We start from the raw sequence: 21175 nt of genomic DNA on the forward strand, positions 1-21175 counted from the left end.
ATGAAGAGTATTGTAGAGATGAAAATAGACGAAGAAGCAGTTATAAAAAAGATCAAAGCAAAAGAACCGGTCAAAAGTAGATTGACCGCTATGGGAGTAGCCAAAGGAAACAGACTAAAACTGCTCGATTATACTCTTAAAAAACAGACTTGGGAAGTAGATGTTGAGGGAACAAGAGTAGCGTTAAGAAAAGAGGAAGCAGAAAGTATATTGGTTGATTAGACTCAATTATGCAAATTATTATATAATTTTATATTTTAAAGAAATAAGAGGCGAGATATGAAAAAAATCAAAGTGGCGTTGGTAGGTCAGCCTAATGTAGGAAAATCATCTATTATAAACTCGATAACAGATGCTAAACTGCACGTGGGAAATTTCGCCGGGGTTACTGTAGAGAAGAAAGAGGTTTTGGTTAAAAAAGAGGATTATGAGATTGATATAGTCGATCTTCCCGGAATTTACTCTCTTAATGCATATACTCCGGAAGAGCACGTAGCGAAAAAGTATCTTTTAGAGGAGGATTATGATCTTATCATCAACGTGGTAGATGCCAATGTTTTACAAAGAAATCTTATATTTACCATGCAACTTCTCGATATGAATAAAAAGATGATTTTAGTAGTGAATATGATAGATGAGGTAGAAAAAAACGGTGGAAAAATTGATGCTCACAAGCTCTCTTCTTTGTTAGGAATTCCAGTTATTTTGACATCTGCAAAAGAGAATAGGGGAGTTGATGAGATAATCGACAAAGTTATCGAAGTTTACAATTTGCCACAACCAAAAAGAAAGATTTTTTACAATGAAAAAATAGAGGAAGAGATTGTTAAGCTTTCAAATATTCTTATGAAATCTCCACATTTTAATGATAAAGAGGAGTCTCGTTTTTTTATCATTAGACTTTTAGAAAAAGATGAAGATATATATAAAATAGTCCATGATCTTCCTATATTTTTAGAACTTCACGAAGAGCTTGGAGAGAGTATTAAAAAGCTTAAATTGGAGTTCGATGAAGAGAGTGTGACCGACATCTTTACCGATGAGAGAAACTCTTTGGCAAAAAGTATCGTAATGCAGGTTATGATACTCCCTCAAAAAGAGAGTTTGACGGATAAAATAGATAAGATATTAATACATCCTATTTTTGGTTTGCCAATATTTCTTTTTTTTATGTGGCTACTTTTTCAGCTTACATTTCAAGTCGGTTCTATTCCTATGGAGTATATAGACCAAACGGTAACCAATTTTGCTCAGTGGCTTAAAATGATACTACCCAAAGGGGATTTAAACTCCGTTATAACCGATGGTGTGATTCCAGCAGTTGGCGCTATCATAATGTTTTTGCCAAATATCCTAATACTCTTTTTAGGTATCAATCTTCTGGAACAGACCGGATATATGGCAAGGGCTGCCTTTTTGCTAGATGGTTTTTTAAAAAAGTTCGGGCTTCAAGGGAAAGCTTTCATTCCTTTGGTAAGTGGTTTTGGTTGTACTGTTCCTGCATATATGGCAGCTAGAACGCTTAAAAATCCAAAAGACAGACTAATAACTATGCTGGTTTTGGGATTTATGAACTGTAGTGCTAGACTTCCGGTTTATGTTCTTTTTATAGCCGCTTTTTTTCCTGCTCATAATGCAGGTAACGTACTTTTTGTCATCTATATAAGCGGTGCTATTCTTGGTCTTGTAGTAGCCAAAATATTACGTACCGTACTTTTTAAAGGGGAACCTGAACCTTTTGTTATGGAGATGCCTCCATATAGGTTTCCTTCGGTTAAGGCTCTTTTGATGGAGCTGTGGATAAAAGCTAAAATATTTATAAAAAAAGCAGGTACTTTTATTGCCGGTACCGCTATGATAGTCTGGTTTTTGAGTTCTTATCCAGTAGATGAGACTCTAAAAACGGAGTATTTAAAAAAGATAGAGTTTGCCACAAGTAAAGAAGAAAAAAGAGTGTTGCAAAATGAACTTGCTGCTAAAGAGCTTGAAAGTAGCTATCTTGGAATGGTTGGAAAGGCAATTGAGCCAATTTTTTCTCCGATAGGGTTTGATTGGAGACTTAGTGTAGCCACTATTAGTGGTTTGGCTGCAAAAGAGGTGATTGTATCTACTTTGGCTACTTTATATGCGGTTGGAGAAGCTGACGAACACAGTACTACACTTATTAACAAATTAAGAGAAAATATCGATTTTAAAACGGCTATTGCGCTAATTATAATAATAATGATCTATTCTCCGTGTATTGCGGCTATGAGTACTTTTTACGCTGAAGTACCTCAGTGGGCTTGGAGAGCGTTTTATACCATATATCCAAATGTTTTAGCGTGGACTTTAGCTTTTATTGTTTATAGAGTTTTATTGCTTTTTGGTCTGTGATAGAGTATTTTTTGATTTTAAAGATGAATGTTGGATGATCTATTTTAAGTCTAGATAAAATCTAAAACTAAAAAGCAGACATTCAACATTCATCTTGATTTTCTAACTATAAAACCTTTTTACTACTTTATTACAAAATTAAATAAGATATTAACCTTCATTTTGGTAATATTCATCAAATTTTCTTAAAAGGTAAGAGATGGATTGTGGATTTCCAACAATTAACGAAAATAAAGAATCGATTAAATCCATTTTTAAAAGTGTCAAAACTATAGCGATTGTAGGTCTTTCTCCAGATCCTTCAAAAGATAGTCATAAAGTTGCGGCTTACTTGCAAAGTGCCGGATACAAAATAATCCCAATATACCCTAAAGGCGAAGAGATTTTAGGTGAAAAGGTTTATAAAAGTTTGGAACTTGTACCGGATAAAATTGATATGATTGATATTTTTAGAAAGCCCGCCGCTGTTTTGCCTATTGTTGAAATAGCTATAAGTAGAGGGGATATAAAAGTTGTTTGGATGCAAAAGGGTATCGTTAATAACGAAGCCGCTGAACTAGCTCATAAGTCTGGAATAAAAGTGGTACAAAACATGTGTACTATGATTGAACATAAAAATCTATTTGTTTAACGAAAATTTTGTATGTTTCAAACTGCAAAATTTCTATTTCTTCCGTTATAGTTCTAAAAGTTAAGGAAGTTTGATGATAGATCTTCTAAAGATAAAAGAGGCGCAAAAAAGGGTTGAACAAGTAGCGGTAAAAACTCCTTTTGCCTATGCTCCGATTTTAAGTAAAAGATATTCTAGTGATGTTTATCTAAAAAAAGAGAATCTACAAGTAACAGGAGCTTTTAAAATAAGAGGAGCTTTTAACAAAATAGCCCAACTAGATGAGAGTGAGAAAAAGATGGGAGTGGTTGCCGCAAGCGCGGGAAATCACGCTCAAGGAGTAGCTTTTAGTTCTAACTATTTTAAAATTCCTGCAACGATTGTTATGCCTGAAAATACACCACTTACAAAAATTAACGGTGTAAAAGCTTACGGTGCTGAAGTTTTGCTGTACGGTTCCAATTATGACGAAGCATATTTATATGCGATTGAGTATGCACAAAAGCAAAATAGGGTTTTTGTGCATCCTTTTGCGGATGAAGAGGTAATGGCTGGCCAGGGGACGATATCTTTAGAGATTTTAGAAGCTTGTAAAGATATAGATGTGGTTGTTGTTCCTATAGGCGGTGGAGGGTTGATTGCAGGAATGGCAAGTGCTATAAAACAGATAAATCCCGCTATTAAAGTTATAGGAGTCACGGCTGCGGGTGCCCCGGCTATGAGAAACTCTTTTTATCTTGGACGTCCGATAGATTCAACTGATGTAAAAACTATAGCCGACGGAATAGCTGTTAGAGACACCTCTAAGATAACGTTGGATATCATTTTAGAGTGTGTGGATGAGATAGTTGAAGTTGACGATGAAGAGATAGCAGATGCCATACTTTTTTTGCTTGAAAATCAAAAGCTTGTTGTAGAAGGAGCCGGTGCGGTAGGAGTTGCCGCCCTTATGTATAATAAACTAAATGTAGAAAATCAAAAAGTAGCTATTGTTTTAAGCGGTGGAAATATCGATGTTACTATGTTATCTGTTATCATAGAAAAAGGTTTGATAAAATCTTATAGGAAAATGAAACTTGTTGTTACTTTGATAGATAAACCCGGCTCATTGATGAAACTTACTGAAATTTTGGCTAGCGTCGGCGCTAATATTGTTCAGATAGGTTACGATAGGACCTCAGCCTCTTTAGCTTATGGAGACGCAAACGTATCTATAGGCCTTGAGACGAAGGGAAAAGAGCATCAAGAACGCATAAGAGAGCTTTTGACGAAAAACGGATATAGATTTTACGAGGAATCTTGATGATTGCGATAGATATCGGTTCTAACTCTTTGAGAGTTTTGAAGTTAGATTGCGATACATTGCAAAAAGTGTTTGAATATGAAAAGATAGTAAGAACCGCGGATAATATAAATAAAACGGGAATTATCTTCGATGAAGCAGTAGATAGAATCATTGAAGCGTTGACAGAAGTCAAAAAAAGTATCGATTTTTCAAATCAAGAGATAAGAGCCGTAGCGACTGCAGCTTTTAGAAAAGCTTCTAATGCCGAAAATGTAATAAAAACCATACTGGAAAAAACAGGAATAAAAGTAGATATAATCGATGCCGATTTGGAAGGGTTTTATAGCGCTACCGCTGTAGAGTATAGGTTAAAAAGACTCGGTATTGAGAGTGAAAAGTTTTTGTTAGCTGATATAGGAGGAGGCTCTACGGAGCTAATACTAAAATATAGAAATGAGATTGTTTCCCAAAGTTTTGATTTTGGTATTGTAACTGTTGCACAAAAATATAAAACAAAAGAAAACATTGTAAAAGGTATTAGAAAAAATTTAGAAGCGGTAAAAATCTATTTACAAGATATTTATGAACTTTTCGGCAAGCCAAAAAGATTTATATCAACCGGCGGAACGCCGACTACTTTAGCGGCTATGAAACTTGGGATGAATTATAAAAACTATGATAGTGAAAAGATAAATGGAACGGTTTTGTTTCCTTTTGATTTAAATAGGGCATTAAAAAAACTTGTCTCAATGAGTGAGAAAGAACGGGCTAAAATTGTTGGAACAGGTAGAGAAGATCTAATAATCGCAGGCGTTTTGATTTTAAAAGAGCTTATGAGTGTAGCCGGATATGACGAAGTTTTAGTTAGCGATGATGGAGTAAGGGAAGGAGTGGCGATACTTGGCTGTAAGAAACTTTTAAATAATTTAAGTAAATAGATAATAAAGTTTTAAAAAGCAAATATTTAGATAAAATAAGATAAAAATTATCTGATTTGAATTTTAAAGTAGGAGATAAGATGCAACAAATGACCGGTGCCAGAATGGTTGTTGAAGCTATGAAAAGAGAAAACGTTGAGGTTGTTTTTGGATATCCCGGCGGCGCTATTATGAATGTTTATGACGAGGTCTATAAGCATAGATATTTTCAGCATATTTTAACAAGACACGAGCAAGCGGCAGTACATGCAGCTGATGGTTATGCAAGGGCTACCGGAAAAGTAGGTGTGGCTTTTGTTACTTCTGGTCCTGGATTTACTAACGCAGTAACAGGACTTGCTACTGCTTATATGGACTCTATTCCTTTGGTAGTGATAAGCGGTCAGGTACCAATGAGTATGATAGGAACGGATGCTTTTCAAGAGATTGATGCGGTAGGTATCAGTAGACCCTGTACTAAACACAACTTTTTAGTAAAAGATGTAAAAGAGCTCCCTTTTATACTTAAAGAGGCTTTTTATCTTGCAAGAAGCGGAAGACCGGGACCGGTTCACGTGGATATTCCAAAAGATGTAACCGCTCAGATAGGTGAGTTTGATTATCCCGAAGAGATAAAGCTTGAAACATATAAACCTACCTATAAGGGCAATATGAGACAGATCAAAAAAGCTGTTGAAGCTATAGCGGAGGCTAAAAAGCCGGTTTTTTATCTTGGAGGCGGAATTGTAAGAAGTGGTGCTCACGAACTTGTTAGAGAATTGGTCTCCTTTACCGGTATTCCCGCTGTTGAAACCTTAATGGCAAGAGGTGTTTTAAGATATGATGATCCTATGCTTTTAGGCATGGTAGGAATGCATGGGACGTATGCTGCCAATATGGCGATGAGTGAAGCTGATCTTTTAATAGCACTAGGGCCTAGGTTTGATGATAGGGTTACCGGAAAGTTGTCTGAATTTGCCAAGTATGCAAAAATCATACATGTTGATATAGACCCTAGTAGTATAGGTAAATTGGTTCACGTAGATTATCCTATAGTTGGTGATTTGAAAAACGTATTAAAAGAGATGTTGCCATTGGCAAAAGAGAAAGTAAAAAGTGATAGATATGAGAGTTGGAGAGAGATACTAAAAAGATATCAAGAGTTGCATCCACTTACTTACGAAGATAGTGACAAAGTTTTAAAACCCCAATGGATTATTCAAAGAGTTGGTGAAAAGCTAAAAGGTAAAGCCAGAATTTCTACAGATGTTGGGCAACACCAGATGTGGGCGGCTCAGTTTTATCCTTTTACAAGACCTAACGAATTTATAACAAGTGGTGGTCTTGGAACAATGGGTTTTGGCTTCCCTGCGGCAATTGGCGTTAAAAGGGGAGTTACGGATGAGATTTCTATAAATATTAGCGGGGATGGCTCTATTTTGATGAATATTCAAGAACTTATTACTGCTATTGAGTATAGATTGCCTGTTATTAATATAGTTTTAAATAACCATTATTTAGGAATGGTTAGGCAGTGGCAAACCTTTTTTTATGATAAAAGATATTCCCAAACCGATCTCTCTTTACAGCCCGATTTTGTAAAAGTAGCTGAGAGCTTTGGAGGTATAGGATATAGGGTGGAGACAAAAGAGGAGTTTGATGAGGCCTTAGAAGATGCAATAAGCAAAAATGTTGTAGCAATAATAGACGTTATAGTTGATAGATATGAAAATGTTCTTCCAATGGTTCCTGCTGGTGGATCATTATATAACATGCTTTTAGAATACAAAGATGAGGGATAAAAGATGGAAAGAAGAGTTATTTCGGTTTTAGTTCAGAATGAGCATGGAGTATTGTCGAGGATTTCTGGACTTTTTGCAGGAAGAGGGTACAATATCGAGACTTTGACGGTCGCTCCTATTCCAAATTCGGACTTTTCGAGACTTACCATAGTAACATCAGGTAGTCCAAGAGTAATTGAGCAGATAATAAAGCAGCTTCATAAACTTATACCTGTCTATAAAGTTATAGAACATGAAGAACTGATAGAAAAAGAGATGGTTTTGGCAAAAATTCCTCTTGGAGAGAGATTAGCGGATGTTGAAGCTTTATGCAAAGCATATAACGGAAGTATAGTAAATGTTGGTAAGGACGGTATTATCGTAATGGCCGCGGATGAACCCGGAAGAGTTAAAAACTTTATACATGCTCTTGGCAATTTTAATCCAAAAGAGATAATAAGAGGCGGCGTAGTAGCTATTGAGAGATAGTTTTTTTGAGGAGTGGGTAAGTAATTAGTGTATTAGATATAGTTTATTGGAGATTAGTGAATTGAGTAATAAACTAACACTAACACTAAACAAGATAGGATAATAGATGAAACTAAGTTTTTTGGCAAAAGAGTTAAGCTTAAAGTTAGTTGGTGAAGATAAAGAGATCACAAAGATTCAAAGTCTTAAAAAGGCAGGTTTTAACGATCTGTCGTTTTTAGAAAACCAAAAATATTTAAAAGATTTAAAAGCTACAAAAGCTGCAGCGGTAATTTTGCAAGAAAAATATATACAAGAGCTTCCAAAAGGGGTATCGGCTCTAATAAGCGATGAGCCATATCTCTCTTTAGCGCATGCGACAAAATATTTTGCAAAGCCTCCCATTGAAGATAAGGGAGATGACCCAATCATCGAAGAGGGTGTGAAAATATATCCACATGTATATATTGGGAAAAATTCCAAAATTTCGAAAAATGTTGTATTAATGCCCGGTGTTTTTGTAGGTGACAATGTAGAGATTGGTGAAAACACTCTAATTTATCCCAACGTAACTATATATAAAGATTGTAAAATAGGTAAAAATTGCATCATACACGCAGGAACGGTAATAGGTAGCGACGGGTATGGATTTGCTCATACAAAAGATGGAAAACATATAAAAATCTATCAAAATGGGAATGTGATCATAGAAGATGAGGTGGAAATAGGAGCTAACTGTTGTATAGATAGAGCCGTATTTGACTCTACTATTATTAAAAAAGGAACAAAATTAGATAATCTTATTCAGGTTGCTCACAATTGTGAAGTTGGTGAAAACGTTCTTATGGCGGCTCAATCTGGACTATCAGGTTCTACTGTTCTTGGAAGAAATGTTGTTATGGGCGGACAAAGCGCGACTGCCGGACATTTAAAGATAGGAGATTTTGCAGTAATAGCCGCTAGAGGCGGTGTTACAAAATCTATAGAGGGCGGAAAGATATATGCTGGGTTTCCTTTAATGCTTCATAAAGAGTGGCTGAAGTTACAAGCAAAACTATCACAATTTTTGAAAAAGAGAGGCTCTTAAATAAAAATTGAAATTTACTATATAATATATAAGAGATTAATTTTTAGGGAAAAATATGCCAGCAATAAAAATAGATAAGATTTATTATACTTATGACGATTATAAAAACTGGGAGGGGGATTGGGAGTTAATAAATGGTATACCGTATGCTATGGCGCCGGCACCGGTAAAAAAACATCAAAGTATTGCAAGCGCTATTATTTCAAATTTTTATGAACAATTAGATAGTTGTTTAAAATGTGAAGTTTTAGGGGAAATTGATTATAAAATTTCAGAAGATACTGTAGTTAGACCAGATGTTGTATTAACTTGCGATGAGGAAAATGAGGCATATCTTACAAAAACTCCGGAAATAATAGTAGAAATAGTCAGTAAAAATAGCGTAAAAAAAGATGAGATTTATAAATTTAGCCTATATGAAGCTGAAAAAGTAAAATATTATGTCATTGTCTATCCGGAAGATTTAAGGGCAAAAATTTTTAAACATAATGGAAAAAGATATGAAAAAGTTGGAGATTTTTTTAAAGAGAGCTATTTTTTTGAAGATACCTCTTGTAAAGTCAGTTTAGATTTTGATAAAGTTTTTAAAAGATTAAGAAAACAGATATGAAATGAGGCAAAAAATAGTACTAAAATGAGATTTTTTTTATCTTGTTTTTGTTTGTACAAGTAGTTTTTGCAAATAGCGTTAAAGATGAGCCACTATTTTCTAAAATAGTATGTAGATATAAAAAAATAAAGGGTCAAGACTAGTTTAGAGGTTCGGCAATGTAAAAATGCACCATCTGTTACATTGAGAAACTAACTGTTTAACCCTGTAAAAATACCTGCTTTTCTTTTTTGCTTAAGCCTATAGCTTTCACCCTGAATGTTTAAGATATGACTGTGATGAATAAGTCTATCAAGTATTGCGGTAGTCAATGCTTCATCATTGTTAAGTACCTCCTTGAATTTGGTAAAGTTAAGGTTGGATGTGATTATGATCGAGCCGCTCTCGTATCTTTTGTTGATTATCTGGAAAAAGAGGTCGGCCTGATTTTCATTTAGACAGTGTACACTAAAGTTCGCAATTTTACTTGAAGACTCTTTTTGAGATTTTGAAATCTTCAAAAGAGTTGGATAGACTTCCCAGTGAGGAATAAAGCAAACAGGAGGAAGCCTATCCATGAGGAATAATAGCAAAAAAATAGATGAAACAAAAATATTCAAAGAGATAATGACACAGTTTGTAGTTGATGAAGATCCACTTTTATCAATGATGAAATGGATGATGGAACAGTTGATGAAGATAGAGTCCGAGATGAAAGTTGGAGCTAAAAAAGGTGAGCATAATAGTGAGAGAAAAAGCTATTTCAGTGGTTATAGACCAAGAAGGTTCGATACAAGGTTAGGTATGGAAGAGCTTTTTCGATAAACTCAAACAAAGAGGAGTGCAAAAGATTGCTCTTTTAATCAGTGATGTACATCAAGGGATTCAAAAAGCTTTTAAAGCAAGTTTCGTCTATGCATCGCGGCAACAACGGTGCAAAGTATGCTTTATGCGTAATATATTGGCCATATACCTCATAGAGCAAAAGAATCCTTTGCAGCAAAACTAAAACGGTTCTGGCTGCAAAATAACAAAAAGGAAGCTTGTCTTATGGCTGAAGCTATTATTGAAGAATTTAGCAAAAAATTCCCTGAAGCAATTGAAGTGCTTCAAGAAGGACTAGAAGATTCACTGCAATTTTATCACTTCCCACAAATCGATAATATGGAATATACTAAAGATTGGAAAATTGAAAGAAGCTATATCAAACCAGACAAGCTTCATGAGGTTATGAAAATCTATGAGGCGCAGCTTAAAGTTGCTTGATATGCAATGAAATATAACTTGCTGGGAAGGAAAATTGCGAACAATACTTGACAGTATTAGAATATCTTGAGCCCCTCGATTGTTTAAATCTGTTAAAACTTGTAGCCAGAAATTGGCTCCTTCGGATTCTGAGAGGTATAAACCAAGTATCTCTTTACGCTCATCAAGCCGAACGCCTAAAATGGTGTAGATGGCTTTAGAGATATATTTTTCATTCTTTTTGATTTTATAGTGTATTGCATCAAGCCAAATGAATGGATATACTGCCTCTAATGGCCTTTATTGCCACTCTTTGACTTTGGAGATAATTTTATCCGTAATTGTATTGATTGTAGCAGTTGAAAGGGATATGCGATAAATCTCTTCGATATGATTCGCTATGTCGTTGTAGCTCATCCCAAGAGCATACATCGATAGAATCTTCTCTTCGATTTCGTCACTAATTGTGGTTTTTCGTTTCGATTACACTCACATCACTGCAAACAGAAGGTGTTTTTTAACTATTTGTGGTTCGAATGAGCCTTCTCTATCTCTTGGAGTAGCTAACTCAAATTTACCGTCACTACTTTTTATCTTTTTCCTGTTATAACCGTTCCTACGATTCTTTTTACCCTTTAAAACTTCATCGGCTATATGGGATTCAATCTCGGCTTCTAATGCAGCTTCTACTAACTGCTTCACCAATGAAGCTAAAACCTCATCTTTGTCACTTATCCTCTTACCTGCAAGCAGTTCTTTTACTGCTTTGTTAAAATCAAATTTCTCCTCCATGTCAGTCCTTTCTTTCTCTTTATTCTATCTAACTGACACGAAATTTCTAACGCTCCCTTTTAATACTATATCTTGCTCACACTATATATTTTCTGTTATTCTTTCATCGATTTGATAAATGCTTCGTAAATATGTTCAAGCTCTTCTTCTTCTTTTAAAATATCTTTGTTTCCGGTCAATAATGCATGTTCCAAAAGTGCAACCCGTTTTATGAGATACTCAAACATCTCTTTATCGATGTCTGGAAGTTTGTTGTGACTTAACATTGATTTGTCAAAGCCTTTTTTAATAACACGTGCCGGTATTCCAACTGCTGTAGAATCGTCAGGTACGTCTTTTACAACTACGGAGTTTGCACCTATTTTAACATTTTTACCTAAAGTTATATTTCCTAAAACTTTTGCTCCTGCTCCTATTACAGTCCCACTTTTTATAGTAGGGTGTCTTTTACCTTTATGAAGACTTACTCCTCCTAAAGTTACTTGTTGATAGATTAAAACATCATCTCCAATCTCGGCTGTCTCTCCTATAACGACTCCTATACCGTGATCTATAAAAACTCTTCTTCCAATTGTTGCAGCTGGGTGAATATCGATACCAGTAAAAATCTGATTTATACCCATTATAATTCTAGCAATTACGTGAAAGCCTTTTTTATAGAATCTGTTTGCTATTCTATACCAAAAAAGCGCCCAAACTCCTGGATAGTTTGTAAAAAGCTCAAATTTAGATTTTATAGCGGGATCTCTTTCGAAAGCTATAGCAAAATCCTCTTTAATTATCTCCCATAGTGAGATATTTTTCATTCACTTTCCTTTTTTGGTGACATTTTTAAATAACTATTTTCGTTTAGTATAAGTGCCAAAAGTTCAAATATCTTCTCTTTCTCTTCTTCATCAATTAGCTCGGAATTAGCAAGATTTGTTTTAAGATTGCTTTGGAGTTCGTTTAGATCATAATCTAAATCGTACAGTATATCCAAAATACTTTGAGCTTCCACAATCCTTTCAAGAGTGTATCTCTCTTCGTTAAACTCTACCGTAACTTCCGTAGGGTGGGTAAAAAGATTATGTTTCATTCCTAAGATTTCTTGATAAGCTCCTACTAGGAAAAAGGCTAAAAAATACTCCTCTTTTTTAAGATCAATATCGTGAAGATATAAAGGGTAGTCGATATTAAAATCGATTTCTCCATCACTGTCACATGTTATGTCCCATAAAGATGCACTTCTTGTAGGTTGAACGTCAAGATTGTTTAGAGGCATAACCGGAAATCTCTGTTTTAGTCCCCAAAAGTCAGGAAGACTCTGAAACAAAGAGAAATTTAAAAGATATCTTTCCTGTACTCTATCTTGTATCTTTTTAAGTTCTTGATATTTTGAGTTTTTCATAAGCTCTATAGCTTTTTTTATGATTAGGTGTACCAAAATTTCCGTATTGCTTCTATCTTGCAAATCTATATAACCAAGATCAAAAAGTGTTAGAAGCGATTCCATATGATCTAAACTGTCGTGAAGATACTCAATAGCGTTTTTTTTGTTAATACTTTTGTATAGATCATAAAGTTCTTGAACCAAAGGGGGGTTATTTTTTTTGAGTTTTAGACCTTTTTCCGTATATTCTTGGCTAAAGAGCTCTAACACCGGAGTTATCAATACGGCGTGATTGGCAGCTATGAATCTTCCGGATTCCGTATAGATATCCGGCTGAATAACCCCTTTTTGTTCCGCTATTTCTTTTAGTAAAAAAACCACATCATTTGTAAACTCTGTAATAGTATAGTTTATTGTATGAAAGTTTTCATGTTGCGAATACTCGATGGCTAAGCCACCTCCAAGATTAATGGCTTTTAAGTTTTTTGCTCCCATTTTTCTTAATTCCGCATACATATTACCCGCTTCTCTCAAAGCTCTTTTTACGGGAGCTATTTCACTTATCTGACTTCCTATGTGAAAATGAATCATTTTAAATCTATCTAAAAGATCATTTTCTTTTAAAAGTTCAACGGCTTCTAAGAGTTCGGTCGAAGTAAGACCGAATTTTGAGTTGATTCCGCCGCTTTTTGCCCAAATGCCTATTCCTGAGCTATGTAGTCTTATACGAAGTCCTATATTGGGTATGGGTTCGCTAAGTTCTTGTGCCACTTCTAAAATAGTTTCAAGTTCATTTAACCCCTCTATCGTTAAAGTTATATCAAATCCCATTTTGGCCGCTATAAAGCCAAGATTTATCATACCTTTGTCTTTAAAGCCGTTTACCGTAATAGGGGCGTTTTTGTTGTTATAAGCCATTGCAATTATCAGTTCGGCTTTACTGCCGGCTTCTAAACCGTAGTTGTACTCTTTTGCGATTGATACTAAAGAGGTTACAAAGTTTGGAAACTGATTTACTTTTAAAGGAAAAACTGCGTTAAATTTTCCTTGGTATTTGAAAACTTTCATCGCTCTGTGGAACTCTTTGTAAAGAGTGTCTATCTGTTTTTTTATAAGGTGCGGAAATCTTAAAAGAAGCGGTCCCCTGATACCTGTTTGACGTATTTTTTTGGTGATCTCAAGTAGTGACGGTTTTGTTTTGTAATTGACTTTTACAAGTCCATCTTCAATGACAAAGTTGTTGTTTGACCATATTTTTATTCCATAATCGAACATATATCAGTCTCCAAATCTTTTTAGAAATTCTTCGATATTTATTATCTCCTCTTTTTTCTCTTCCAGGTCTTTCAGCCAGATACTTTTTTGTTTAAACTCATCTTCACCAATTATTGCTGCATATCTGGTATTTGTTTTATCGGCTCCTTTTAAGTGGGCTTTTAGAGACTTTTTCTTGTAAGGAAACTCTACAAATATCTTTTTTCTAAGATTAGATGCAATTTCAAAGGCTAGCGGTAAAGCTTCTTCTATCATAACTCCAAGATATACTCCTTCTCTTTGTTTTTGGGGAAGCTCTATCAGATCCAAAATCCTTTCCACTCCTATGGCAAACCCAATAGCCGGAGTAGGTTTACCGCCTAAAAACTCCACGAGTCTATCAAATCTTCCTCCGCCTGCTATGGCATTTTGTGCTCCCAGATGGCCGCTTACAAATTCAAACGCTGTTTTTGTATAGTAGTCAAGCCCGCGAACCAAGAAAATATCTACCTCAAAATCGATTCTATTTGCTTTTAAAAGCTCTTGTAAAGTTGAGAAGTCGCTTTTGCACTCATCACAAAGATTTTCTAGAAGTTTTGGAGCATCTACATATACATCTTTACATGCATCAATTTTGCAATCTAGTACCCTTATAGGATTAGTTGCTTTTCTTCTTGCACAATCTTCACAGATTTTAGCTTCCACTTTTTCTAAAAACTCTATCAGTTTTGTTTTATATTTAGGCATACATTTAGGGCATCCCAATGAGTTTATTTTAAGAGTATAATCTATATTGAAAAATTCCAAAATCTCTTTAACTAACATTATCATGTTTGCGTCTTCAAATACGCTTTGCTCACCGAAACTTTCGCATCCAAACTGATGAAACTCTCTAAATCTTCCTTTTTGAGGTCTTTCGTATCTGAACATAGGACCGTAGTAAAAATATCTAAAATTTCCCTCTTGGCGATCGAGTTTATGTTCTATGAAACTTCTTACTACTCCGGCAGTACCTTCGGGTCTAAGACAGACGTCGTTGCCGCCTTTATCGATAAACTGATACATCTCTTTACCTACTATATCGCTTGACTCGCCCACACTTCTTTTAAACAATGCCGTCTCTTCTAAAATAGGCGTTTCGATATATTTAAATCCGAAATTTTCCGCAAGGCGGCTCGCGTTTTGTAGAAAATATAGATATTTTTCACTAAGCGGAGGGAGTATATCTTTCATTCCTCTTAAAGCTTTTATTGCCATATCAAACCTTTTTAATGAAATCTACGATTTTTTCGTTTATTTCCTCTATAGTCAATTTAGCATCGATAAGAAGATATTGAATAGAAAGTTTTTTTATAGTCTCTTCCATAATTTTTTGTACTTCTAAAAGATATTCAATTCCTCTTTTTTCTATAGAATCCAATTCTTGGATATGCATTCTTTTTTTTAATTCAGACTCATCTATTTTGATTAGTATGATTTTATCTGGTACTATATCTTCCATCGCCGTAAGATTGAGTTTTAAAAGTTTTTCAATACTTAGATTTGATTTTACTTTTGCGTATGCAATACCGGAGACAAAACCTCTGTCGCTAATAATTAGTCTGTCAATATTTGGTTTTATAACTTTTTGTATATGCTCGTTTCTATCAGCCAAAAAGAGAAAAATCTCAGCAATTGGACTTATCTCTTTTTCATATAGTACAATTTCTCTTATCTTTTTACCAAATTCGGTTCCGCCTGGTTCTTTTGTAAAGATTGCATCTTTAAACTCTTTTTTTAAAAGTTCAATTTGCGTGCTTTTTCCGACTCTGTCTATTCCTTCTAAAATGACATACATTATCTCTCCAATAATTTAGTATAGAGTAGGGAGTAAGGAGTATGGAGTTTAATTTTTTTATATTATTTATCATACTCCTAATTCCCAATTCCCAATGCCTAATTCCCAATAACTAAATCTTCCAAAATCTCTTTAGGCACTAGATGGCTAACGTCTCCTCCAAATTGTAAGATTGTTCTAACAACTGATGAACTTACAAACGCATTTTTAAGATTTGGCATAAGGTATATGGTTTCTAAGTCTTCTTTTAGAGACTGATTGGCATACCCCATTTGCAGTTCGTACTCAAAATCGCTTACGGCTCTTAATCCTCTGATTATTACGTTTGCACCTTCTTTTTCACAAAGATCTACTAAAAGGGAGTCAAAAAAAATAACTTTTACATTTTTTAGATTCTGTACAGCTTTTTTAGCCATCTTAACTCTTTTTTGAAGATCAAACATAGGTTTTTTCTCTTTTGATTCAGCTACAGCTACAATAACCTCGTCAAAAAGTTTTGCCGCTCTTTTTATAATATCAAGATGACCGTTGGTTAAGGGATCAAAAGTACCAGGATATATCACTTTATTCATTTTTTCCCCATCGTTTGTAAAGTGAATTTTCTATGCCTAAGAGATCGAACCATTTTCCTATTATAAAATCTTCCATCTCTTCAAGACTTTTTTGTTGACTATAATATCCCAAAACTGGAGGTGCAATTATAACATTTAAAAGAGACAGTTTATGCATATTTTCAAGAGCGATTGGGCTAAAAGGGAGTTCTCTTGGGGATAGAAGCAGTTTTTTTTTCTCTTTTATGATAACGCTAGCTGCTCTTGTGGTTAGATTGTCCGATATACCTACGGCTATTTTTGCCAATGTATTCATAGAACATGGAACTACCATCATAGCGTCTACTCCAAAACTACCGCTTGCAGGTCCTTCCCAGATCTCTTTATTTTCAAAGATATTGTATCCTCTCTCTTTTAATGATACGATATCGGCATTTTCATTTACTATTAGATATTTTTCGTGATTTTTAGGAATCTTATCGTATGTTTTTAATCCGAGATTTACTCCACTTGCACCTGAAATAGCGACTACTATTTTCATTTTTAACCTTTTTAAGCAGATAATTGTAAATAAGATGAAATAATATAGAAAATGATATCATAAAACGAACTGGAGCTTTTATGAAAATTTTGCTTGTTGAAGATGATGTTACTTTAGGGGAAACGCTAAAAGAGCTTCTAGAGAAAAATGGATTTGAAGTAGTTTGGGTTAGTGACGGTCAAAGCGCTTTGGATACTACGTACTATCAAAAATTTGATCTTTGGCTTTTTGACGTAAAGGTCTTTTTTAGACGGATTTGAACTTTTAAAAAGTCTTAGAGATGCTGGATATGAGACTCCGACAATTTTTATAACCGCATTGACAGATATAAACTCTCTTTCAACAGGTTTTGAGATAGGCGCTGACGATTATATAAAAAAGCCTTTCGATTTTGATGAATTACTTGTAAGAATAAAAGCTCTACTAAAAAAGAGATTCTCCAATAAAAAAAAGTATATAAAATACAAAAATCTTTCATACAATATTGAAAAAGAGGAGATAAGCTTAGATGGAGAGAAGATACATCTTCCTCCGGTTCAGATGAGGCTTTTAAAACTATTTTTAAAAAATATAGGCAAAACTTTGCCAAAAGATGAAATAATCTGGGAGATATCCGAAGATGAAGAGGTTAGTGAACTTGCACTGAGAGTTCATATAAACAAACTAAGAAAACTTGGACTTAATATAAAAAATATTAGAAAAATAGGTTATATATTGGAGGAAGAGAGTTGAAAAGATATGAAAAAAGAGTTTTTTGGAAATTTTTTGTGATCTATTTTGCTTCCGTATCCCTCTTAATACTTAGTGCGGGATATTTTTATTATAAAGAGCAAAAACAGGTTCTTTTATCAAAAGAGCAGTTTTCCCTTATTTTATATGCGAGAATGCTTAAAATGAGTGATTTTAGATATAAAAAAGATGGATATTTTTATGAAATATTGGATAAAAAGATAGAGAAGTTTGAACCTAGAAATCTAAAAATTACGGATTGTTGTATAGAAAAGATAGTTCCAAATAGATATCAACAGGGATTTATAGTCGTAAAAAAAAGCAAAGAAGAGTTTTTAAATCATAAAAGAAAATTGATAATCAAGGTTTTGATTATTCAAGTTTTACTACTTCTATTTTTTGGAGTAATAAGTTTTTTTCTAGCCAAACTAGCCATAAAACCTTTACAAGAAACGATAAATAGGCTGAGCTTGTTTATAAAAGATTTGATTCATGATTTGAATACACCGGTAACTTTTATACTTTTAAATCTAAAACTGTTGAATAGTTATAATGAGTGTAAAGATAAAAAAGAGCTTGTCAGAATTGAAAACAGTGCTAAAGAGATAGCTGATCTTTACAAAAATCTAAATATTTTATTGGAGGAGAGAACTTTCAAGAAGGAGGAGTTAAATCTTTATGAAATAGTTAAAGACGTGGTAGAAATTATAAAGACAAAATATTACGATATAAGAGTTGGAAATCGAGTGTAAAAATTTTGTCGTTAAAAGTCATGAAGGAGCATTAAGGCAGATTCTTGTAAACGTTTTAGATAATGCGTGCAAATATAACAAAAAAGGCGGATATGTTAAGATTTGGACAAAAAAAGATACTCTCTTTATCAAAGATAGCGGTATAGGGATAGAAAATATAGAAAAAATATTTGATAGATACTATAAAGAGCATCAAGAGGGGAAGGGCATAGGACTTCACATCGTAAAAACTCTTTGTGAAGCTATGGATATAGATATAGATGTAGAATCTAAAAAAAATTTTGGGACTGTTTTTATGTTTAGATTTTATAAATAATTAACGTTTTATTAACTCTATATTGTTAATATTAACAAAAAGGAGTAAAGAATGAGGATAGAAAATTTGGCTATTAACAAAAACGGTTTTGCGTTCGATCCGACAACCGGAGAGACGTTTACACTCAATGACACAGCTAAAGAGATTATAGAAGATTTAGCAAAAGGAATAGAAGAAAAAGAGATAGCAAAAAAACTCTCTAAAGAGTATGATGTAACAGAGGAGGAGGCCTTAAACGATGTTTTGGATTTTAAAGAGAAACTAAAACTTTATGGACTGTTGTCATGATTGTAGCGATTAGCGGAGTAAACGATACCGACAATCCAGGACCCGGTATTGGCGTGGCGAGAAGTTTAAAGGAAGCTGACTCTTCCATTAAAACTGTAGGACTTAGCTACGATGTTCAAGATCCTGGAAACTATATGGATTTCGTTATAGATAAGAGTTATATTTTAACTTATCCATCTCAAGGTTGGGAGCCTATATTTGATAGGCTTTTATATATCAAAGAGAGTTACGGTCTTGATGCCGTTATTCCTACATTAGATGCAGAATTACCATTATATATCAAATATCAAGAGGAGTTAAATAGAGTAGGTATAAAAACTTTCTTGCCAAATCTTGAACAATTTGAATTAAGAAGTAAAGAGAATCTAGGTAAAGTTAGTGAAATATTAGAAATTTTATATCCAAAAACTAAAAAAGTGTTTAATATTGACCAGCTAAAAGAGGCAGTAAACGAGATAGGATTTCCGTGTGTCGTTAAAGGAAACTATTATAAGGCTTATAAAGTCAAATCTTTATCGGAAGCCGTTTACTATTTTACGGAAATCTCAAATGAGTGGGGTTTTCCTATACTAGTTCAAGAGGTTATAAAAGGGGAGGAGCTTAACGTCGTAGGCGCAGGTGACGGTAAAGGCAACTCTTTAGGACTTGTCGTAATAAAAAAGATGACAACTACGCATCTTGGAAAAATATGGAACGGTGTGACCATAAAACACAATAAGCTACTAAAAGTTGCTGAGGATTTTGTTAACAAATATAAATGGAAAGGACCTTTTGAACTTGAGTGTATAGTTGATGAAGAGAATATTATTTTAATAGAGATAAACCCAAGATTCCCGGCCTGGGTATATTTTGCTACGGGTGTGGGAGTAAATCTTCCAAAAAGAGTTTTAGACGTTATGTTTGGTAAAAATGTTGATACATCAAGCAGTTATGAGAGCGGAAAGATGATGGTTAGATATACATACGAACTTATTACGGATATTGATAATCTTAGTGAATTAGCCACAAAAGGAGAGAGTGATGGCTAAAAAAACTTACGAAAAGCCTACCATAATAAAAGTAGAGAGCAGTCACTCAAAAGCCGGCGTTCCTATGCCAAAACAGAAAATTAGGAAAACGATAGGGGGAGTAAACATCGATGAAATGGTAGATAAATTTGGCTCTCCCCTGTTTATTTTTGACGAGAAGGCGATAAGAGAGAAGTATAAAAGAGCTTATGAGGCATTTTCTAGTAGATATCCCAATTTCAATTTGGATGGAGCTATAAAACCAATTATCTAAAGGCCGTATGTGCCGTTTTTCACCAAGAAGGAGCTATTGCTGAAGTTGTAAGCGAATTTGAGTATGAAAAAGCAAGAGAGTTAGGTATCGATGGTAAAGATATTATATACAACGGTCCATATAAACCGTATGAGTCTTTAGTAACAGCGGCAAAAGAGGGAGCTAAGATCCATATAGATACTTTTGATGAGATAAACGATCTTGAAAAGGTTGCAGATGAACTTGGATTAGAGATACCAGTAGCCATAAGACTCAATATGGATACGGGAATCTATCCGCAATGGAGTCGCTTTGGATTCAATATCGAAAGCGGTCAAGCGATGGATGCGGTCAAGCGTATAAAAGCCGGAGGAAAACTTAGACTTACTGGTCTTCACGCTCACATAGGTACTTTTATGTTAGATGCGAACGCTTACAAGATAGAGACTGCTAAAATGGTTCGGTTTATGAATGAAGTTGAAGAGAAGGTTGGATTTACAATAGAGTATATAGATGTGGGCGGAGGTTTTGCCTCAAAAAATCATCTAAGGGGCATTTATCAGCCGCCGGAAGTAGTTGTCCCGACAATCGATGATTATGCAGAAGCTATAACTAGTGCACTGTATGAAAATCTGAAAGGAAACAGCTATCCTAAACTCTATCTTGAAACCGGAAGGCATCTTATAGACGAAGCTGGATATTTGGTAACTTCGGTAGTTGCTAGCAAAACTTTGCCAGATTCAAGAAGAAGCTACATTGTAGATGCGGGCGTAAATCTTTTATATACCTATTTTTGGTATAAATTTAACATTGAGTTGACTAGAGAAGTAAGTGGTATAAGTGAACCTGCTATGATAAACGGGCCTCTTTGTATGAATATTGACGTTATAGACGAATCAATTTTGCTTCCGAGATTAAGAAGAGGTGATAAGTTGGTTATTTCTCCTGTAGGAGCCTATAACGTTACCCAATGGATGCAGTTTATCAGATATAGACCTAGAGTTTTAATGGTCACAGAAGATGGAAATGTGGAGTTAATAAGAGAAAAAGAGGATTTAAGCGATATTGAAAAAAGAGAGATATTACCGGAAAAACTAAAACTTAAATGAGGAAATCTTTGATTGA

General features: G+C 34.4%; 23 protein-coding genes and 3 pseudogenes. 18 read left to right on the forward strand and 8 right to left on the reverse strand.

The genetic code is table 11. The features are described 5' to 3' along the window. The 9 genes from NIL_RS04235 (at position 1) to NIL_RS04275 (ending at position 9134) form a co-directional block, all read left to right on the forward strand. Positions 1 to 222, forward strand: a complete 222-nt coding sequence (locus NIL_RS04235; protein ID WP_187648367.1) for a FeoA family protein — start codon at positions 1 to 3, stop codon at positions 220 to 222. Between the two features lie 57 nt (positions 223 to 279). Beyond that, positions 280 to 2376 (forward strand): ferrous iron transport protein B, encoded by a 2097-nt coding sequence (feoB, locus tag NIL_RS04240; protein WP_187648368.1) that lies wholly within the window; start codon positions 280 to 282, stop codon positions 2374 to 2376. 199 nt (positions 2377 to 2575) lie between these two features. Continuing rightward, positions 2576 to 3007, forward strand: coding sequence for a CoA-binding protein (locus tag NIL_RS04245; protein ID WP_187648369.1), 432 nt, complete (start codon positions 2576 to 2578; stop codon positions 3005 to 3007). Between the two features lie 73 nt (positions 3008 to 3080). Beyond that, positions 3081 to 4289 (forward strand): threonine ammonia-lyase, encoded by a 1209-nt coding sequence (gene ilvA / locus NIL_RS04250; protein ID WP_187648370.1) that lies wholly within the window; start codon positions 3081 to 3083, stop codon positions 4287 to 4289. Next, positions 4289 to 5209 (forward strand): Ppx/GppA phosphatase family protein, encoded by a 921-nt coding sequence (locus tag NIL_RS04255; protein WP_187648371.1) that lies wholly within the window; start codon positions 4289 to 4291, stop codon positions 5207 to 5209. Before ilvA ends, NIL_RS04255 begins: the two co-directional genes overlap by 1 nt. 80 nt (positions 5210 to 5289) lie before the next feature. Further along, positions 5290 to 6990: an acetolactate synthase large subunit gene (locus NIL_RS04260; protein ID WP_187648372.1), complete on the forward strand. Its 1701-nt coding sequence runs from the start codon at positions 5290 to 5292 to the stop codon at positions 6988 to 6990. 3 nt (positions 6991 to 6993) lie between these two features. Then, positions 6994 to 7458, forward strand: a complete 465-nt coding sequence (gene ilvN, locus NIL_RS04265; protein ID WP_187648373.1) for an acetolactate synthase small subunit — start codon at positions 6994 to 6996, stop codon at positions 7456 to 7458. A gap of 106 nt (positions 7459 to 7564) precedes the next feature. After that, the gene (gene lpxD, locus NIL_RS04270) at positions 7565 to 8524 is read left to right on the forward strand and encodes a UDP-3-O-(3-hydroxymyristoyl)glucosamine N-acyltransferase (protein WP_187648374.1); all 960 of its coding nucleotides are present in this window, start codon (positions 7565 to 7567) and stop codon (positions 8522 to 8524) included. Between the two features lie 55 nt (positions 8525 to 8579). Beyond that, positions 8580 to 9134 (forward strand): Uma2 family endonuclease, encoded by a 555-nt coding sequence (locus NIL_RS04275; protein ID WP_187648375.1) that lies wholly within the window; start codon positions 8580 to 8582, stop codon positions 9132 to 9134. A 191-nt stretch (positions 9135 to 9325) separates the two neighbouring features. Here the strand turns inward: NIL_RS04275 and NIL_RS11120 are convergent. Continuing rightward, a pseudogene (locus NIL_RS11120) lies at positions 9326 to 9562 on the reverse strand (ATP-binding protein); the annotation flags it as partial. A gap of 127 nt (positions 9563 to 9689) precedes the next feature. On the opposite strand from NIL_RS11120, the pseudogene NIL_RS11190 reads away from it, so the two are divergent. Continuing rightward, positions 9690 to 10379, forward strand: a pseudogene (locus NIL_RS11190) (transposase). Between the two features lie 48 nt (positions 10380 to 10427). Here NIL_RS11190 and NIL_RS11195 read toward each other — a convergent pair. The 7 genes and pseudogenes from NIL_RS11195 to NIL_RS04325 form a co-directional block, all read right to left on the reverse strand. Next, positions 10428 to 11150 (reverse strand): annotated as a pseudogene (locus NIL_RS11195) (IS256 family transposase); the annotation flags it as partial. A gap of 95 nt (positions 11151 to 11245) precedes the next feature. Further along, on the reverse strand, positions 11246 to 11956 hold the full coding sequence (gene cysE / locus NIL_RS04300) for a serine O-acetyltransferase (protein WP_187648377.1): 711 nt from the start codon (positions 11954 to 11956) through the stop codon (positions 11246 to 11248). After that, positions 11953 to 13797 carry a biosynthetic arginine decarboxylase gene (speA, locus tag NIL_RS04305; RefSeq protein ID WP_187648378.1) on the reverse strand — a complete coding sequence of 615 codons (1845 nt, stop codon included), beginning with the start codon at positions 13795 to 13797 and terminating at the stop codon, positions 11953 to 11955. Before speA ends, cysE begins: the two co-directional genes overlap by 4 nt. Before the next feature lie 3 nt (positions 13798 to 13800). Then, the gene (gene hisS, locus NIL_RS04310; RefSeq protein WP_187648379.1) at positions 13801 to 15033 is read right to left on the reverse strand and encodes a histidine--tRNA ligase; all 1233 of its coding nucleotides are present in this window, start codon (positions 15031 to 15033) and stop codon (positions 13801 to 13803) included. Position 15034: 1 nt separating this feature from the next. After that, complete coding sequence (tmk, locus tag NIL_RS04315) at positions 15035 to 15613, reverse strand: dTMP kinase (protein ID WP_187648380.1); 579 nt, start codon at positions 15611 to 15613, stop codon at positions 15035 to 15037. A 98-nt stretch (positions 15614 to 15711) separates the two neighbouring features. Continuing rightward, positions 15712 to 16185: a pantetheine-phosphate adenylyltransferase gene (coaD, locus tag NIL_RS04320; RefSeq protein ID WP_187648381.1), complete on the reverse strand. Its 474-nt coding sequence runs from the start codon at positions 16183 to 16185 to the stop codon at positions 15712 to 15714. Beyond that, the gene (locus NIL_RS04325; protein WP_187648382.1) at positions 16178 to 16705 is read right to left on the reverse strand and encodes a UbiX family flavin prenyltransferase; all 528 of its coding nucleotides are present in this window, start codon (positions 16703 to 16705) and stop codon (positions 16178 to 16180) included. Before NIL_RS04325 ends, coaD begins: the two co-directional genes overlap by 8 nt. A gap of 80 nt (positions 16706 to 16785) precedes the next feature. On the opposite strand from NIL_RS04325, the gene NIL_RS10810 reads away from it, so the two are divergent. Genes NIL_RS10810 through NIL_RS04355 form a run of 8 tightly spaced genes read left to right on the forward strand, consistent with a single transcriptional unit; the run spans position 16786 to position 21159 of the window. Then, a complete protein-coding gene (locus tag NIL_RS10810; protein ID WP_197972135.1) occupies positions 16786 to 16965 on the forward strand; it encodes a response regulator in 180 nt (59 codons plus the stop codon). Between the two features lie 43 nt (positions 16966 to 17008). Next, complete coding sequence (locus NIL_RS11060) at positions 17009 to 17437, forward strand: response regulator transcription factor (protein WP_281389214.1); 429 nt, start codon at positions 17009 to 17011, stop codon at positions 17435 to 17437. Next, positions 17434 to 18186 carry an ATP-binding protein gene (locus NIL_RS04335; RefSeq protein WP_187648383.1) on the forward strand — a complete coding sequence of 251 codons (753 nt, stop codon included), beginning with the start codon at positions 17434 to 17436 and terminating at the stop codon, positions 18184 to 18186. The genes NIL_RS11060 and NIL_RS04335 overlap by 4 nt, the downstream gene beginning before the upstream one ends. Continuing rightward, a complete protein-coding gene (locus tag NIL_RS04340; protein ID WP_187648384.1) occupies positions 18170 to 18502 on the forward strand; it encodes a sensor histidine kinase in 333 nt (110 codons plus the stop codon). The genes NIL_RS04335 and NIL_RS04340 overlap by 17 nt, the downstream gene beginning before the upstream one ends. Before the next feature lie 51 nt (positions 18503 to 18553). Continuing rightward, on the forward strand, positions 18554 to 18790 hold the full coding sequence (locus tag NIL_RS04345) for a PqqD family protein (RefSeq protein ID WP_187648385.1): 237 nt from the start codon (positions 18554 to 18556) through the stop codon (positions 18788 to 18790). After that, positions 18787 to 19818, forward strand: coding sequence for an ATP-grasp domain-containing protein (locus tag NIL_RS04350; protein WP_187648386.1), 1032 nt, complete (start codon positions 18787 to 18789; stop codon positions 19816 to 19818). Before NIL_RS04345 ends, NIL_RS04350 begins: the two co-directional genes overlap by 4 nt. Continuing rightward, the gene (locus tag NIL_RS10955; protein ID WP_246434468.1) at positions 19811 to 20071 is read left to right on the forward strand and encodes a hypothetical protein; all 261 of its coding nucleotides are present in this window, start codon (positions 19811 to 19813) and stop codon (positions 20069 to 20071) included. Before NIL_RS04350 ends, NIL_RS10955 begins: the two co-directional genes overlap by 8 nt. 35 nt (positions 20072 to 20106) lie before the next feature. Beyond that, positions 20107 to 21159 carry an alanine racemase gene (locus NIL_RS04355; protein WP_246434479.1) on the forward strand — a complete coding sequence of 351 codons (1053 nt, stop codon included), beginning with the start codon at positions 20107 to 20109 and terminating at the stop codon, positions 21157 to 21159. Positions 21160 to 21175 lie beyond the last annotated feature (16 nt).

Source organism: Nitrosophilus labii, assembly GCF_014466985.1.
GTDB lineage: Bacteria > Campylobacterota > Campylobacteria > Campylobacterales > Nitratiruptoraceae > Nitrosophilus_A > Nitrosophilus_A labii.